The organism is Streptomyces sp. NPDC027663 (assembly GCF_055566415.1).
Genome location: NZ_JBVHSK010000001.1, coordinates 815,364 through 829,845, shown reverse-complemented (window position 1 = coordinate 829,845; position 14,482 = coordinate 815,364). Strand labels below are relative to the sequence as shown.

The 14,482-nt window shown below is 71.3% G+C and carries 13 protein-coding genes; 8 read left to right on the top strand and 5 right to left on the bottom strand.

Going from position 1 to position 14,482, the window contains the following annotated elements:
- The first annotated feature begins 1 nt into the window (after position 1).
- Both aceE and ACZ4SF_RS03655 read left to right on the top strand, forming a co-directional pair.
- Positions 2-2,749 (top strand): pyruvate dehydrogenase (acetyl-transferring), homodimeric type, encoded by a 2,748-nt coding sequence (gene aceE, locus ACZ4SF_RS03660; protein ID WP_468377674.1) that lies wholly within the window; start codon positions 2-4, stop codon positions 2,747-2,749.
- Positions 2,750-3,086: 337 nt separating this feature from the next.
- Complete coding sequence (locus ACZ4SF_RS03655; protein ID WP_468377672.1) at positions 3,087-3,932, top strand: potassium channel family protein; 846 nt, start codon at positions 3,087-3,089, stop codon at positions 3,930-3,932.
- Here the strand turns inward: ACZ4SF_RS03655 and ACZ4SF_RS03650 are convergent.
- Together ACZ4SF_RS03650 and ACZ4SF_RS03645 are read right to left on the bottom strand one after the other, a co-directional pair.
- Positions 3,929-4,234, bottom strand: a complete 306-nt coding sequence (locus ACZ4SF_RS03650; protein WP_468377669.1) for a small hydrophobic protein — start codon at positions 4,232-4,234, stop codon at positions 3,929-3,931. The two genes, ACZ4SF_RS03655 and ACZ4SF_RS03650, sit on opposite strands and share 4 nt — an antisense overlap.
- A 237-nt stretch (positions 4,235-4,471) precedes the next feature.
- The gene (locus ACZ4SF_RS03645) at positions 4,472-6,091 is read right to left on the bottom strand and encodes an MFS transporter (RefSeq protein WP_468377666.1); all 1,620 of its coding nucleotides are present in this window, start codon (positions 6,089-6,091) and stop codon (positions 4,472-4,474) included.
- A 113-nt stretch (positions 6,092-6,204) separates the two neighbouring features.
- On the opposite strand from ACZ4SF_RS03645, the gene ACZ4SF_RS03640 reads away from it, so the two are divergent.
- The 3 genes from ACZ4SF_RS03640 to ACZ4SF_RS03630 all read left to right on the top strand — a co-directional run bounded on the left by ACZ4SF_RS03640 (position 6,205) and on the right by ACZ4SF_RS03630 (position 9,068).
- Positions 6,205-6,831, top strand: a complete 627-nt coding sequence (locus ACZ4SF_RS03640) for a TetR family transcriptional regulator (protein ID WP_468377663.1) — start codon at positions 6,205-6,207, stop codon at positions 6,829-6,831.
- Positions 6,832-6,935: 104 nt separating this feature from the next.
- Positions 6,936-8,153 (top strand): alpha/beta hydrolase, encoded by a 1,218-nt coding sequence (locus tag ACZ4SF_RS03635; protein WP_468377660.1) that lies wholly within the window; start codon positions 6,936-6,938, stop codon positions 8,151-8,153.
- Positions 8,154-8,219: 66 nt separating this feature from the next.
- The gene (locus ACZ4SF_RS03630) at positions 8,220-9,068 is read left to right on the top strand and encodes a DUF4429 domain-containing protein (RefSeq protein ID WP_468377658.1); all 849 of its coding nucleotides are present in this window, start codon (positions 8,220-8,222) and stop codon (positions 9,066-9,068) included.
- Positions 9,069-9,221: 153 nt separating this feature from the next.
- Here ACZ4SF_RS03630 and ACZ4SF_RS03625 read toward each other — a convergent pair whose 3' ends face one another.
- A complete protein-coding gene (locus tag ACZ4SF_RS03625; RefSeq protein WP_468377655.1) occupies positions 9,222-10,238 on the bottom strand; it encodes an aldo/keto reductase in 1,017 nt (338 codons plus the stop codon).
- Positions 10,235-10,699, bottom strand: coding sequence for a MerR family transcriptional regulator (locus ACZ4SF_RS03620; RefSeq protein ID WP_468377652.1), 465 nt, complete (start codon positions 10,697-10,699; stop codon positions 10,235-10,237). Before ACZ4SF_RS03620 ends, ACZ4SF_RS03625 begins: the two co-directional genes overlap by 4 nt.
- Before the next feature lie 96 nt (positions 10,700-10,795).
- On the opposite strand from ACZ4SF_RS03620, the gene ACZ4SF_RS03615 reads away from it, so the two are divergent.
- Together ACZ4SF_RS03615 and ACZ4SF_RS03610 are read left to right on the top strand one after the other, a co-directional pair.
- Positions 10,796-11,272 carry a GNAT family N-acetyltransferase gene (locus tag ACZ4SF_RS03615; RefSeq protein WP_468377650.1) on the top strand — a complete coding sequence of 159 codons (477 nt, stop codon included), beginning with the start codon at positions 10,796-10,798 and terminating at the stop codon, positions 11,270-11,272.
- 19 nt (positions 11,273-11,291) lie between these two features.
- Positions 11,292-12,113, top strand: coding sequence for a serine hydrolase domain-containing protein (locus ACZ4SF_RS03610; RefSeq protein ID WP_468377648.1), 822 nt, complete (start codon positions 11,292-11,294; stop codon positions 12,111-12,113).
- Between the two features lie 331 nt (positions 12,114-12,444).
- On the opposite strand, the gene ACZ4SF_RS03605 is transcribed toward ACZ4SF_RS03610, so the two are convergent.
- Positions 12,445-13,095 carry a pirin family protein gene (locus tag ACZ4SF_RS03605; protein ID WP_468378300.1) on the bottom strand — a complete coding sequence of 217 codons (651 nt, stop codon included), beginning with the start codon at positions 13,093-13,095 and terminating at the stop codon, positions 12,445-12,447.
- Between the two features lie 121 nt (positions 13,096-13,216).
- Between ACZ4SF_RS03605 and ACZ4SF_RS03600 the strand changes: the two genes are divergently transcribed.
- The gene (locus ACZ4SF_RS03600) at positions 13,217-14,422 is read left to right on the top strand and encodes a PucR family transcriptional regulator (RefSeq protein WP_468377646.1); all 1,206 of its coding nucleotides are present in this window, start codon (positions 13,217-13,219) and stop codon (positions 14,420-14,422) included.
- The last annotated feature ends 60 nt before the right edge of the window (positions 14,423-14,482 follow it).

The window sequence follows — 14,482 nt, the reverse complement described above, 5'->3', positions numbered from 1 at the left end:
CGTGGCTTCCGGATCCGATCGCAATCCGATCATCATTGGCGGCCTTCCGAGTCAGGTTCCTGACTTCGATCCCGAAGAGACCCAGGAGTGGCTCGACTCCTTGGACGCCGCCGTCGACGAGCGTGGCCGGGAGCGGGCCCGCTATCTCATGCTGCGCCTGATCGAGCGGGCACGCGAGAAGCGCGTCGCCGTGCCCGAGATGCGCAGCACGGACTACGTCAACACGATCCCCACCCGGGCCGAGCCGTTCTTCCCGGGCAACGAGGAGATCGAGCGCAGGATCCTGAACGCGACCCGCTGGAACGCGGCCGTCATGGTCTCACGCGCCCAGCGCCCGGGCATCGGCGTGGGTGGCCACATCGCCACCTTCGCCTCCTCGGCGTCCCTGTACGACGTCGGCTTCAACCACTTCTTCCGCGGCAAGGACGAGGGCGACGGCGGCGACCAGGTCTTCTTCCAGGGCCATGCCTCCCCCGGCATCTACGCGCGCGCGTACCTGCTCGACCGGCTCACCGAGGAGCAGCTGGACGGCTTCCGCCAGGAGAAGTCGAAGTACCCGAACGGCCTGTCCAGCTACCCGCACCCGCGCTCGATGCCGGACTTCTGGGAGTTCCCCACCGTCTCCATGGGCCTCGGCCCGCTCGGTGCCATCTACCAGGCGCGCATGAACCGCTACATGCAGGCGCGCGGCATCGCCGACACCTCGAAGTCGCACGTGTGGGCGTTCCTCGGCGACGGCGAGATGGACGAGCCGGAGTCGCTCGGTCAGCTCACCCTGGCCGCCCGCGAGGGCCTGGACAACCTGACCTTCGTCGTCAACTGCAACCTGCAGCGGCTGGACGGCCCGGTGCGCGGCAACGGCAAGATCATCCAGGAGTTGGAGTCGGTCTTCCGGGGCGCCGGCTGGAACGTGATCAAGCTGATCTGGGACCGCACCTGGGACCCGCTGCTCGCGCAGGACCGGGACGGCATCCTCGTGAACAAGATGAACCGGACCCCGGACGGCCAGTTCCAGACGTACGCCACCGAGTCCGGCGACTACATCCGCCGGCACTTCTTCGGCGACGACCACCGGCTGCGCGCGATGGTCGAGAACATGACCGACGACCAGATCCTGCACCTGGGCCGCGGCGGTCACGACCACCGCAAGATCTACGCGGCGTTCAAGGCGGCCACGGAGCACAAGGGCCAGCCGACGGTCATCCTGGCCAAGACGATCAAGGGCTGGACGCTGGGCCCGAACTTCGAGGGCCGCAACGCCACCCACCAGATGAAGAAGCTGACGGTCGACGACCTCAAGCGCTTCCGGGACCGTCTGCACCTCCCGATCTCCGACAAGGAGCTGGAGTCCGGCCTGCCGCCGTACTACCACCCGGGTCCGGACTCGGAGGAGATCCAGTACATGCACGACCGCCGCAAGGGACTCGGCGGTTACGTCCCGACCCGCGTCGTACGCTCCCAGCCGCTCGCCCTGCCGGACGACTCTGCGTACGCGACCGTGAAGAAGGGCACGGGTCAGCAGTCCATCGCAACGACCATGGCCTTTGTGCGCCTCCTCAAGGACCTCATGCGGGACAAGGAGATCGGCAAGCGCTTCGTACTGATCGCACCGGACGAGTACCGCACGTTCGGCATGGACTCGTTCTTCCCGAGTGCGAAGATCTACAACCCGCTGGGCCAGCAGTACGAGTCGGTCGACCGCGAGCTGCTGCTCGCCTACAAGGAGTCGCCGACCGGCCAGATGCTGCACGACGGCATCTCGGAGGCGGGCTGCACGGCCTCGCTGATGGCGGCGGGCTCCGCGTACGCCACCCACGGCGAGCCGCTTATCCCGGTGTACGTCTTCTACTCGATGTTCGGTTTCCAGCGCACCGGTGACCAGTTCTGGCAGATGGCCGACCAGTTGGCGCGCGGTTTCGTCCTGGGGGCGACCGCCGGCCGTACGACCCTGACCGGCGAGGGTCTGCAGCATGCGGACGGCCACTCCCAGCTGCTCGCGTCCACCAATCCGGCGTGCGTGGCGTACGACCCGGCGTACGCCTACGAGATCGCGCACATCGTGCAGGACGGCCTGCGCCGCATGTACGGCAGCTCGCCCGAGCACCCGCACGGCGAGGACGTCTTCTACTACCTGACCGTCTACAACGAGCCCATCCAGCATCCGGCCGAGCCGGCGAACGTGGACGTCGAGGGCATCGTCAAGGGCGTCCACAAGCTCAGCGAGGGCACCGGCGGCTCGGTCCCGGCGCAGATCATGGCGTCCGGCGTGGCCGTGCCGTGGGCGCTGGAGGCCCAGCGGATCCTCGCCGAGGAGTGGGACGTCCGGGCGGACGTGTGGTCGGCGACCTCCTGGAACGAGCTGCGCCGCGAGGCCGTGGCCTGCGAGGAGTACAACCTGCTGCATCCGGAGGAGGAGCAGCGGGTGCCGTTCGTGACGCGCAGGCTCAGCGGGTCCGAAGGTCCGTTCGTGGCCGTGTCCGACTGGATGCGATCGGTTCCGGACCAGATCGCGCGCTGGGTGCCCGGCACGTACCAGTCGCTCGGGGCCGACGGTTTCGGCTTCGCCGACACCCGGGGCGCCGCGCGCCGCTTCTTCCACATCGACGCCCAGTCGATCGTGCTCGGGGTGCTCACCGAGCTGGCCCGCGAGGGCAAGGTCGACCGGTCCGTGCTGAAGCAGGCCATCGACCGGTACCAGCTGCTGGACGTCTCGGCGGCGGACCCGGGAGCGGCGGGCGGCGACGCCTGACGCCTGACGCTGCGCTCGGCTTCGGCCGAGGAAGGCTGTGGGCAACCGCGGGCCGGTGAGCTGGGACTGCGTGATGCTGTGGGCCGGTGAGCCGGGACCGCGTGATGCTGTGGGCCGGTGAGCCGGAGCCGTGGGAAATCGCGGGCCCGTGAGCCGGGGCCGTGGGGATCTGCGGGTCGGTGAGGGCTGGTGGCGCCGTTCCCCGCGCTCCTTCAGGGCGCTCGAGGACGTCGCGGCGGAGCCGCGCGCCGAACCCGGCCCCGCGCCTCTTCGGGCGCTTGGAGGGCGGTGGAGTTCGAGTCTCCACCGCCCTTACTCGTTCTTTACGATTGCGGTCATGGAGCAACTGTCGGCGCAGGCACGGTGGGAGCGGCACACCCAACGGCCGCTGTTGGCGTTCGCGGTGGCCTTCGCCGTCGCGTACGCGGTGCCGATCGTGGACGCCTCCGCCGGTCACTCGGTGACGGCCCTGTGCACGGCGGTGGAGTGGATGGTGTGGGGGGCGTTCGCCCTCGACTACCTGGTCCGGCTGGCGCTCGCCCCACGCCGCCGGGAGTTCGTCCGGCGGCACTGGCTGGACCTGTGCGCGGTCCTGCTGCCCATCCTGCAACCGCTGCGGCTGCTCCGGCTGGTGTCGACGCTGATGCTGGTGGGCCGGCGCGCCAGGATGGCTCCGCAGATCCGGCTGACCACCTATGTCGTCGGGGCCGTGATCGGACTGCTGATGTTCGGTTCGCTGGCGGTGCTGTCCGTGGAGCGGGAGTCACCGCACGGGAACATCCGGACGCTGGGTGACGCCGTGTGGTGGTCGTTCACGACGATGACGACCGTGGGGTACGGCGATCACGCGCCGACCACCGGGCTCGGGCGGATGATCGCGGTCGGGCTGATGCTGTCCGGGATCGCGCTGCTGGGTGTCGTCACCGCGAACATCGCCGCGTGGTTCATCTCGCGGTTCGAGAAGGACGACGTGGAGGAGCGGCGGCAGACGGAGGCGATCGCCTCCCTGACCGAGGAAGTCCGGCTGCTGCGGGCCGAGGTGACCCGGCTGACACAGGACCCCGAAGGGGCGCGGGGAGCCACTCGTCCGGCTCCCCGCGCTCCCGCCGCCGGTGAACCGCCCCGCCGCCACGGCGAGGCGCCGTCGGCCGAGGCATCGCGGCGACGGGGTGCCGTCGGCTAGAGGATCCCGTGGCCCCACGTGGCCGCGCCCGCCAGGGCGATGACGGCCAGCAGGGTGTCGATGGCGCCCAGGATCAGGGCCACCAGCGCCGGCACATGGCCTTCGCCGGACCACTTGCGGCCCATCGACTGCCAGCCGCAGAACATCGCGACGGGCCCGAGGACGATCCCCAGCGCGAAGAAACCGGCCACCGCGCAGATGGCGCCGATGATCCCGAGCGTCGCGCGGTCCGGCCCGGTCCGTTGCCACGTCCGGCCACGCGACCGGGGGTACCCGCGTGTTCCGTGCCCGAAGCCTGCCATCATCAACTCCCTGAGACCTGTGGACAGTTCGGCTTCGCGGTGCGGGTACCCCGATTCCGCCGGGGCAGGCCTGCGCGCGCTGTCCCCCTCCGACAGCGCGCGCCGCGGCCCGGCGTCCTCCCATGCCCTGCGGAGGACTTGACCCACTGTGACCTGCGGCGCGTGCCGAGTGCGAGGGATCTTTAGCGGAGTCACCCTGATAGGGGAACTCCGCCGGCAAGAGGCGTGGGAACGGGGTCAGATGTGGCCCACGCCCGCGCCCGCCTCGGCGTTCGCGCCCCGCTTGGTGAGCAGCGCGACGAGGACGGCGACCGCCGCCACGCCGGCCGCCACGAGGGAGGCGAGGCTCATGCCGGTGACGAACGTGTGGTGGGCGACCTCGGTGATCTTCGCGGCGATCGGTTCCGGCGTGCCCTTCGGTACCGGAGCGACACCCTGCTGGACGGCCTCGGCCGCCCGGTGCAGCTGCTGCGGGGTCAGCTCCGGCAGACCCGCGCCCGTCCAGTTGTCCCCGAGGGTGTTGTCGACCTTGGAGGCCATCACCGCGCCCAGCACGGCCGTACCGAGGCTGCCGCCGATCTGCATCGCCGCCTGCTGAAGACCGCCGGCGACGCCGGACAGCTCCATCGGCGCGTTGCCGACGATGACCTCCGTGGCGCCGACCATGACCGGCGCGAGACCCAGGCCGAGGAGGGCGAACCACACGGACATGAGCCCACTGCCGGAGTCCTCCTTCAGCGTGGACATGCCGTACATGGCGATCGCCGTGGCGGCCATGCCGCCCGCCAGCGGGATCCGCGGGCCGAGCTTGGTGATCATCGCGCCCGCCAGCGGCGAACCGACGATCATCATGCCGGTGAGCGGCAGCAGGTGCAGGCCCGCGTCGACCGGGCTCATGCCGTGCACGTTCTGCAGGTAGAACGTGACGAAGAACAGTCCGCCCATGAACGCGATGGCCATGAGGACCATCAGGACGACGCCCGCGGACAGCGGGACCGAGCGGAACAGCGCCAGGGGGATCAGCGGCTCCCTCACCCGCGTCTCCCAGAAGGAGAACAGGGCGAAGCCGGCGACCGACGCACCGATGAACAGCCACGTCTTGCCGTCGCCCCAGCCCCACGCCGGGGCCTTGATCAGAGCCCAGACCAGGCAGAACATCGCGCCCGAGAGCAGCGCGATACCGAGCAGGTCGAAGGAGCGCGGGGCGTTCTCGGCGCGGTGGTCGAGGAGGATCAGCAGTCCCAGTCCGAGGGCCAGGGCGCCGACGGGCACGTTGATGAAGAAGACCGACTGCCAGTTGACGTGCTGGACGAGGACACCGCCGAGGATCGGGCCGCCCGCGGTGGACGCGCCGATCACCATGCCCCAGATGCCGATCGCCATGTTGAGCTTCTCGGCCGGGAAGGTTGCCCGCAGCAGGCCGAGCGCGGCCGGCATCAGCAGCGCGCCGAACAGTCCCTGGAAGACACGGAAGGTCACGACCGCGGCGATGCTGTCCGACAGGCCGATCGCGCCGGAGGCGGCGGCGAAGCCGGTCACGCCGATCAGGAAGGTCTGCCGGTGCCCGAAGCGGTCACCGAGCTTGCCCGCGGTGATCAGGGAGACCGCGAGGGCGAGGAAGTAGGCGTTGGTGATCCACTGCAGCTGGGCCCAGCTGGCATGCAGATCCCTGCCGATGGCCGGGTTGGCGATGGCCACGATGGTGCCGTCGAGGGCCACCATCATGACCCCTACGGCGACGGTGAGCAGTGTGAGCCACGGATGGCCGCGCAGCCCCGCGGCGGGGGTCGGCTCCGACGGGGCTGCCGGCGCTTTGTCTCCCGGCCCCGTGGCGTCGATGGTGGTCTGACTAGTCATACTTCCGAGGCTAGTGACAGTCACTGACAATTGACAAACCAGTTCACTAGGCGGTGACTGACATGGCATCGGCGGATAGGCTGAGCAGGCCGGACGTTCACGGGGGAGAGGTCATGGAGACGCTGCGCGAGCGCAAGAAGCGGCGTACCCGGGAAGCACTGCTGCGGGCCGCTCTGGAACTGTTCACCACCCAGGGGTACGAGCGGACGACCGTCGACGAGATCGCCGATGCCGTCGACGTCTCGCAGCGCACCTTCTTCCGCTACTTCGCCGGCAAGGAGGACGTGGCCTTCGCGGTCCAGGCGACGACGGAGGCAGCCTTCGTCGCGGCCGTACGCGCGCGTCCGCCGCAGGAGGCGCCGATGCAGGCGCTGCGGCAGGCGTTCCTGGAGGGCTGGGACGCGATCCGCGAGACCGTCGAGTCGGCCGTCCCCGTCGAGCTGTATCTGCGCATGTACCGCACCATCGACTCCACGCCCGCGCTGCTCGCCGCGCATCTGCGCCGCTCGGCGGCGACGGAGGAGACCCTCGCGCGCGTACTGGCCGAGCGGGAGGGCGTCGACGTGGACACGGACGCACGGCCGCGGCTGGCGGTGGCCGTGTTCGGCGGGGTGATGCGGGTCTGCGAACGGCACTGGTGGACGAGCGAGGACCTCAGCCTGGAGTCGATCCGCACGCTCACCGCGTCGTACCTCGATCAGGTGGGTTCGGCGCTCACCGGGAACTGGCGCGCCACCTGAGAGCGTTGGGCAGAACACCGGCACCGGGTCCAGCACTCACCGAAACGTGATACCTGTCACTCGGTTACCGCGAGACCCTCTCGTTCTCCTAGTGTGTCCTCCCAGTGACTTCCTTCGACACCTCCCCGCAACTCAACGTGTGGCGCGCAATGCTGGCGCTGGCCGTGGTGTTCGTGATGCTCGCGACCACCGGCTGGACCGCCATGCGCAGTCACCGGGAGTCGACCGCACTGCAGGCCTCGCTCGCCAAGTGGGGGCACGGCCGCATCCACGGCCACCACCTGCCGGACCCCGGGGCCTCCCCCGCCCGCCTCACCCGCTTCTTCGCCTCCCTCACGCCGCAGGAGCACGACCGCCTCGCCCGCCGCTACCCGCTCGCGGTCGGCAACATGAACGGCGCTCCCGTCTCCCTGCGCTACAAGGCCAACCGCATCGCCCTGGGTCAGGCCCGCAAGGTCGAGCGCAAACGCATGCACGACAGCCGGCTCAGCACGGCGGGCCAGCAGGACGCGGGCCGCAGGATGCACCGCTACGAGGACCTGCTGAGCCCCGGCCGGAAGATCCTGGCCTTCGACCCCGAGGGCTCGGGCCGGGTCGCCGAGGTGTTCGGGAACCTCACCACCGCACAGCGGATCTCGGTCGTCGTCCCCGGCGTCGACACCGACCTGCTGACCTTCCAGCGGACGAACCGCAAGTACAGCGCCCCGGTCGGCATGGCCAAGGCCCTGCACGCGGCGGAGCGCGCGGCGAGCCCCGCGACCCGCACCGCCGTGATCGCCTGGGCCGACTACACCTCCCCCGACGGGCTCGGCGTGGACGCGGCCACCGGCCTGCGCGCCGAGGAGGGAGCCGTACGGCTGAACGCGCTGCTACGCGGTCTGCCCGGCCGGGCCCCGGTGTCGGTGTTCTGCCACAGCTACGGCTCGGTGGTCTGCGGGGTGGCCGCGCAGGGCATGCCGCGCCGGGTCGCCGACATAGCCGTCGCCGCGAGTCCCGGCATGCGCGCCGCCAGCGCCGCCCACCTGGGCACCACGGCCCGGGTGTGGGCCATGCGCGACGCCACCGACTGGGTGCAGGACGTGCCGTACCTGGAACTGGGCGGCCTCGGCCACGGCGCGGACCCGGTGGCCTCGTCGTTCGGGGCGCGGGTGCTGTCGGCCCGGGACGCCCAGGGCCACAGCGGATACTTCCTGCCGGGCACGGACAGCCTGCGCAACCTCGCCGACGTCGGCGTGGGCGCGTACGAGGCGGTGACGTGCGCACGGGAGAACGATGCGTGCCGGTCCGGTCTGTCCGGCGCGACGACGGCCGGACGCGCGTAGAAACAGCAGGAAGTGCGGTCTGCGCGGGTGGCGACGGAGGAGCACGTGCCGCATACGATGAGCCGCATGGGTGACGTACTGGCGGGTTTTCATGCCGTCTGGGAGTTCGAGTCCGGCTCCGTGCTCATCCGCTACGAACGGGGGATTCGATCACCGAAGCTGTTCCAGGCGCTCGGCGAACGGCGGATCCCGCTGTCCGCGATCGAACAGGTGACCCTCGCCCCGGGCAAGCGTGGCACGGTCGTCCTGCGGCTTCGGCCCCGCCCCGGCGCCGACCCGCTGATGGAGGCGGCCGACGGCCAGCTGAAGGAGGGGTCCGACCCGTACCGGCTGGTGCTGCCGGCCGAGCGGGAGACCCTCGCCGAGTACTACGCCGACGAGCTGAAGGGCCTGCTGACCGAGTCCGGGCCCGCCGAGCGACACCTGGTGGCGGCGCCCGAGGTGCCGCTGCAGTTCAAGGCGTACGACGGGAAGGCGTCCTTCGACGGTACGTCGGTGCAGTTCCGCTGGTCGTGGACGGGCGCGTCCTCGGCGAAGTGGAAGGCCGGCGACCAGAGCTTCGCGGTCACCGACCTCAGCGGGGTGGAGTGGCGCTCACCGGAGGTCTTCGAGGGGCATCTGCGGCTGCTTCCCCGCGACCCGGGCTCCGGCCGGTCCACGCAGCCGGACCAGGATCCGGCGGCCGTCGTGTTCGGCCTCGGGTACGGGCCGGTGCACGAGTCCCTGCCGTTCGCCGCGGCCGTGCTCGCCGCCGTGCGCTCGCGGGGGCCGGTACCCGTGGCACCGGCCCCGGCACGGCGTGACCCCGCCGACATCGCCGAGCGGATCCGGCATCTCGGGGAGCTGCATCAGGCCGGGCTGGTGACCGACGAGGAATTCTCCTCCAAGAAAGCCGAGTTGCTGGCCGAGCTGTAGCGCCTGCCGCGGTCCGGTTCGCCGACGGCTACGGACCACGGGCGACCGCGCCCACGCGGCGGAGCCGCAGATCGTGCGGATCGCGAGCGACTGACCGCGGCCACACGCCGGAGCCACAGGTCTGCACAGCCCCGCGCCCGGCAGGGCGCTGCGCTACTCCCTGCCTGCGGATGCGAAGGTCATGTCCGCGTAGCGGTCGCCCGCCACCTTCGCCGCAATCGGTTCCAGCGAGGCCAGCTCCTCCTCCGTCAGCACGATCCGGGTCGCCGCCACGTTCTCCGCCACCCGGCCCGGCTTCTGGGTGCCCGGAATGGGGACCACCGTCAGGCCGTCGACCGCCGCGCGCTGCTGGACCCAGGCCAGCGCGATCTGGGCGGGCGTGGCGCCGTGCGCCTCGGCGATCTTGCGGACCGGCTCCAGCAGGGCCGCGTTGGCGGTCGCGTTGGCGCCGGTGAAGCGGGGCTGGAGGCGGCGGAAGTCGTCGCCGGCGAGGTCCCGGCCGGCATCGGTGAAGGAGCCGGCGAGGAAGCCGCGGCCCAGCGGCGAGTACGGCACGAGAGCGACGCCCAGGTCCCGTGCGGCCGGTACGACCCGTGCCTCGATGTCCCGGCTGAACAGGGACCACTCCGACTGCACGGCCGCGATCGGGTGCACGGCGTGGGCGGCGCGCAGCTCCTCGGCGGTGACCTCGCTGAGGCCGAGGTGCTTGACCTTGCCCTCGGTGACCAGCTCCGCCATCGTCCCGACGGTCTCCTCGATGGGGACGTTCACATCGCGGCGGTGCATGTAGTACAGGTCGATCACGTCGACGCCGAGCCGCTTCAGGCTGCCCTCGACGGCGTCACGGATGTACGGCGGGTCGTTGCGGATGATCCGCTTGGTCCGGTCGGCCGGGTCGTAGGACAGTGCGAACTTGGTCGCGATGACGATCTCGTCGCGGTGGGCCTGGAAGAAGGGGGCGAGGAACCGCTCGTTGTCGCCCGTGCCGTAGAAGTCGGCGGTGTCGTAGAGGGTGACGCCGAGTTCGAGGGCCCGGTCCAGCGCCGCCCGTGCCTGGTCCTTGTCGGTGGGGCCGTACACCGCGCTCATGCCCATGCAGCCGAGTCCCTGGACGCCGGCCTCCGGCCCCTGTGTGCCGAGCCGTACCGTCGGAATCCTGAGGTCGGTCATCGAGTGGTCCCCTCCGTCGCGTAAAAGCTGATCTTCCGGTCGAGCACGGCGAGCGTGTCCTGCAGTTCGGCGATCCGGTCCAGGACGTCGCTGCGGGTGGACACCAGCAGGTCCCGCCGCTCGGCGTAGGTGTGCTCGCCCTCCCTGACGAGTTCCGCGTACCGCACCATGTCCGCCACCGGCATGCCGGTCAGCCGGAGCTTGTTCACGAACTCCAGCCAGTCCAGGTCCCGGTTGCTGTAGCGGCGCTGCCCGGTGTGCGAGCGGTCGACGTGCGGCATCAGGCCGATCCGCTCGTACCAGCGCAGGGTGTGCGCGGTCAGGCCGGTGAAGGCGACGACCTCGCTGATCGTGTAGCGGTCCTGCCCGTCGGGCCGGGGATGGCGCCGGGGCGGGGCGGAGCAGATGTCGGCGGGGGTTGCGAGCTGGGTGGCCGCTGGCGTGGTCTGCATCACCGTCATGGCCCCCACGCTATGACGTTGGAGTGCACTCCAAGCAAGCCGGTCCGGCAAGAAAACCGCAGGACGTCCAGGAGTTGGGCAACTACCGTGCGGCGCATGAGTGTTGCACGCCGGGCCCGGCCCGAGGACGCCGCGGAAGTACTGCGACTGCGCCAGGTGATGATCGATTCCCTGTGGGCCGGCGGGGGCGCCGGCCCGGCCGAGTGGCACGCGGAGTCGCTGCCGACGCTACGGGATCGGCTCGCCGAGGAGAACGGGGACTTCACCGCGTTCGTCGTGGAACGGTCCGGCCGGCCGGGGACGCTGGCCGCGCTGGTGGCGGGGTCGGTGGACTACCGGATCGGGAACGCCAGGAGTCCGCAGGGGCGGGTCGGGTACGTCTTCTGCGTCGCGACCGACCCCGACGCCCGCCGGCGGGGGTATGCGCGCGCGTGCATGGAGGAGCTGCTGGCCTGGTTCCGGGCGCGGGGTGCCGGGCACGTGCTGCTCAACGCCTCCCCGGAGGCCGAGCCGCTGTACGCCTCCCTCGGCTTCCGGCGCGATCCGGACCCGTCGATGCGGCTGCTGCTGTGAGCCGCATAGGCTCGGGCGCATGTCGTTGCAGAGTCTGGCGCTGATCGAGAACTGGCCCGTCCCCACCGCCGCGGCGGGTGTCGTACGAGCCGACGGGACCGTGCTCGGGACGCACGGCCCCGTCGGGCACCGCTTTCCGCTGGCCTCCGTCACCAAGCCGCTGGCGGCCTACGCGGCACTGGTCGCGTACGAGGAGGGCGCGATCGAGCTGGACGAGCCGGCCGGTCCGCCCGGGTCGACCGTCCGCCACCTGCTCGCGCACACGTCCGGGCTGGCTTTCGACGAGCACCGGGTGACGGCTCCGCCCGGGGAGCGGCGGCTGTACTCCAACGCCGGGTTCGAGCAGCTCGGGGACCACATCGCCAAGGCGACGGACATTCCGTTCGCCGAGTATCTGCGGCAGGCCGTGCTGGAGCCGCTGGGCATGACGTCGACGTCGCTGGCGGGGTCACCGGCGAAGGACGGGGTCTCCACGGTGGCGGATCTGCTGCGGTTCGCGGCGGAGGTGCAGCTGCCGCGGTTGCTGGATCCGCGGACGGTCGCGGAGGCGATGACGGTCCAGTATCCGGGGACGAAGGGGGTGCTGCCGGGGTACGGCCACCAGAACCCGAACGACTGGGGTCTTGGCTTCGAGATCCGGGACGGCAAGTCCCCGCACTGGACGGGCAGCGCGTCCTCGCCTCGCACGTTCGGTCATTTCGGGCAGTCCGGCACGTTCCTGTGGGTCGATCCCGACGCGGGGCTGGCGGCGGTCGCCCTGGCGGACCGGGCGTTCGGGCCCTGGGCGACGGAGGCGTGGCCGCCGTTCACCGACGCGCTGCTCACGGAACTACGAGGCTGACCCCTCCTGCGGCGAACCGGGGCCGGATTCACTCACCCGCGCTTGCGGGGTGCCGCCCGCGCCCACCCGTGCCGCCCCAGCGGCACGACTGCCCGCAGGCTGCTGGGGCCGGCGAACCGCACCCCACCAGAGGCGCGGGCAACTACGCGGCCCCACGACGGCCCGCAGGCTGAGGACGGCGGACCGCGTCCCGCAAGGGGCGCGGGGAACTGCGCGACCAGCCACCACCCACCCGCAGGTAGGCGACGACCGCAGCACCCCGCAAGGGGCGCGGGGAACTGCGCGACCGGCCACTGCTCACCCGCAGGCGGGCGACGGCCGGCTCACGGGGTCAGGTCATCTCCCACAGGAGCAGTTCCGCGGGTGTCGTCGCCACCGTCTCCATACCCTCCGCCCCGGTGATCCGGGCCGAGTCTCCGGGACCCAGCCGGTCTCCGCAGAGGTGCACGTCGCCGCGGACCACGTGGACGTAGAGGTGCGGCGCGTCCGGGAGTGCCGCACGCTCGCCGGGGCCCAGGCGGCGGACGTGGAGCATCGCGCCGGCCGCCGGGACCGCGTAGGGCGTCGCGTCGGCGATCCCGTGGACGATGTCGTACGACGGTTCACCGCCGGGCCGCAGCGGGGCCAGCCACATCTGGAGGAAGGTCAGCGGCAGCTCGCCGTCGTTGCGTTCCACATGGCGCACCCCCGCCGCCGCGCTGAGGTGCTGGACGTCTCCGGCGCGGACCCGGGTCTCGCGGCCCGTGGAGTCACGGTGGGTCAGCTCGCCCTCGACCACCCAGGTGAGGATCTCGGTGTGGCTGTGCGGGTGTTCGTCGAAACCGGCGCCGGGGGCGAGCCGCTCCTCGTTGCAGGCGATCACCGCGCCGAAGCGGAGATTGTCCGGGTCGTAGTGCGGGCCGAAGGAGAAGGCGTGGCGGGTCTCGATCCCGGCCTCGGGGTCCCCGCCTCGGTAGCGCTCCACGGCGCGCCGTACGTCCATCACGGGCACCACCGTAGACCGCGCGGCGGCCGCACCGCGGACCCGGCCCGAGGCCCGCCGGGCAGCTCGGCGCCGACCCCGGCGGCGCACGGGCCCGTCCCGATAAGGCAGTCTTGTCCCCGTGCCCGAACCCGAATCCCACAGCAGCGGTCCCTCACCATCCGACGCCCACCAGCACACCGCGACCCTGAAGCGGCTGGAGAAGTCCTCGGGGAGTCTCGCCGCGCAGGCCATCGCGCGCATGGACGAGACCCTGCCGTGGTACCGGGCCATGCCCCCGGAGAACCGTTCCTGGATCGGGCTCGTGGCCCAGGCGGGCATCGCGGCGTTCACCGAGTGGTTCCGGCACCCGGACGCGCCCCAGGCGATCTCCACGGACGTCTTCGGGACCGCACCGCGCGAGCTGACCCGCGCCATCACGCTGCGGCAGACCGTGGAGATGGTGCGCACCACGATCGAGGTGATGGAGAGCGCCATCGACGAGGTGGCCGCGCCGGGAGACGAGAGCGTGCTGCGGGAGGCGCTGCTCGTGTACGCCCGCGAGATCGCCTTCGCCACCGCCCAGGTGTACGCCCAGGCCGCCGAGGCACGCGGTGCCTGGGACGCGCGGCTGGAGTCGCTGGTCGTGAACGCCGTGCTGAGCGGGGAGGCCGACGAGGGGGCCGTCAGCCGGGCCGCCGCGCTGGGCTGGAACTCGCCCGAGCACGTGTGCGTGGTGCTCGGCACCGCGCCCGACGGTGACAGCGAGCTGACCGTGGAGGCCATCCGGCGGGCCGCCCGGCACGCCAAGCTGCAGGTGCTGACGGGGGTGCTCGGGGACCGGCTGGTCGTCATCGCCGGCGGCAGTGCCAATCCGCTCGCCGTCGCCAAGTCGCTGATCGGCCCGTACGCCGCCGGGCCCGTGGTCGCGGGGCCCGTCGTACAGGATCTGCTGGCCGCCACCCGGTCCGCGCAGGCCGCCGCCGCCGGGCTGAAGGCCTGTTCCGCCTGGCAGGACGCGCCGCGGCCGGTGCTGGCGGACGATCTGCTGCCGGAGCGTGCCATGGCGGGCGATCCGAGCGCCCGCGAACAGCTGGTGGAGGAGATCTACAGACCGCTGGAAGAGGCGGGGTCGGCGCTGCTGGAAACACTGAGTGTCTACCTGGAGCAGGCGAGCAGCCTGGAAGGCGCGGCCCGGATGCTCTTCGTTCACCCGAACACCGTGCGCTACCGGCTCCGACGTGTGACTGATGTCACCGGATGGTCGCCTTCCGATGTACGATCCGCCTTCACACTGCGGATTGCGCTCATCCTGGGGCGTCTGGCCGACGCCGAAGCCCAGGCATAGGGTTTTGTCGAGGGCCCACAAAAGCCCTCCGTGTTCTTCGTCCCTGTCCTCACGGGCGGC

Bases quoted from the DNA above. Each gene is read 5' to 3' on its own strand.
- ACZ4SF_RS03610 (WP_468377648.1), top strand. From the start codon at position 11,292: ATGTCGTTGCAGAGTCTGGCGCTGATCGAGAACTGGCCCGTCCCCACC.
- ACZ4SF_RS03625 (WP_468377655.1), bottom strand. From the start codon at position 10,238: ATGACCGACCTCAGGATTCCGACGGTACGGCTCGGCACACAGGGGCCG.
- ACZ4SF_RS03630 (WP_468377658.1), top strand. From the start codon at position 8,220: ATGGGTGACGTACTGGCGGGTTTTCATGCCGTCTGGGAGTTCGAGTCC.
- ACZ4SF_RS03640 (WP_468377663.1), top strand. From the start codon at position 6,205: ATGGAGACGCTGCGCGAGCGCAAGAAGCGGCGTACCCGGGAAGCACTG.
- ACZ4SF_RS03605 (WP_468378300.1), bottom strand. From the start codon at position 13,095: ATGGACGTACGGCGCGCCGTGGAGCGCTACCGAGGCGGGGACCCCGAG.
- ACZ4SF_RS03615 (WP_468377650.1), top strand. From the start codon at position 10,796: ATGAGTGTTGCACGCCGGGCCCGGCCCGAGGACGCCGCGGAAGTACTG.
- ACZ4SF_RS03655 (WP_468377672.1), top strand. From the start codon at position 3,087: ATGGAGCAACTGTCGGCGCAGGCACGGTGGGAGCGGCACACCCAACGG.
- ACZ4SF_RS03645 (WP_468377666.1), bottom strand. From the start codon at position 6,091: ATGACTAGTCAGACCACCATCGACGCCACGGGGCCGGGAGACAAAGCG.
- ACZ4SF_RS03650 (WP_468377669.1), bottom strand. From the start codon at position 4,234: ATGGCAGGCTTCGGGCACGGAACACGCGGGTACCCCCGGTCGCGTGGC.
- ACZ4SF_RS03620 (WP_468377652.1), bottom strand. From the start codon at position 10,699: ATGACGGTGATGCAGACCACGCCAGCGGCCACCCAGCTCGCAACCCCC.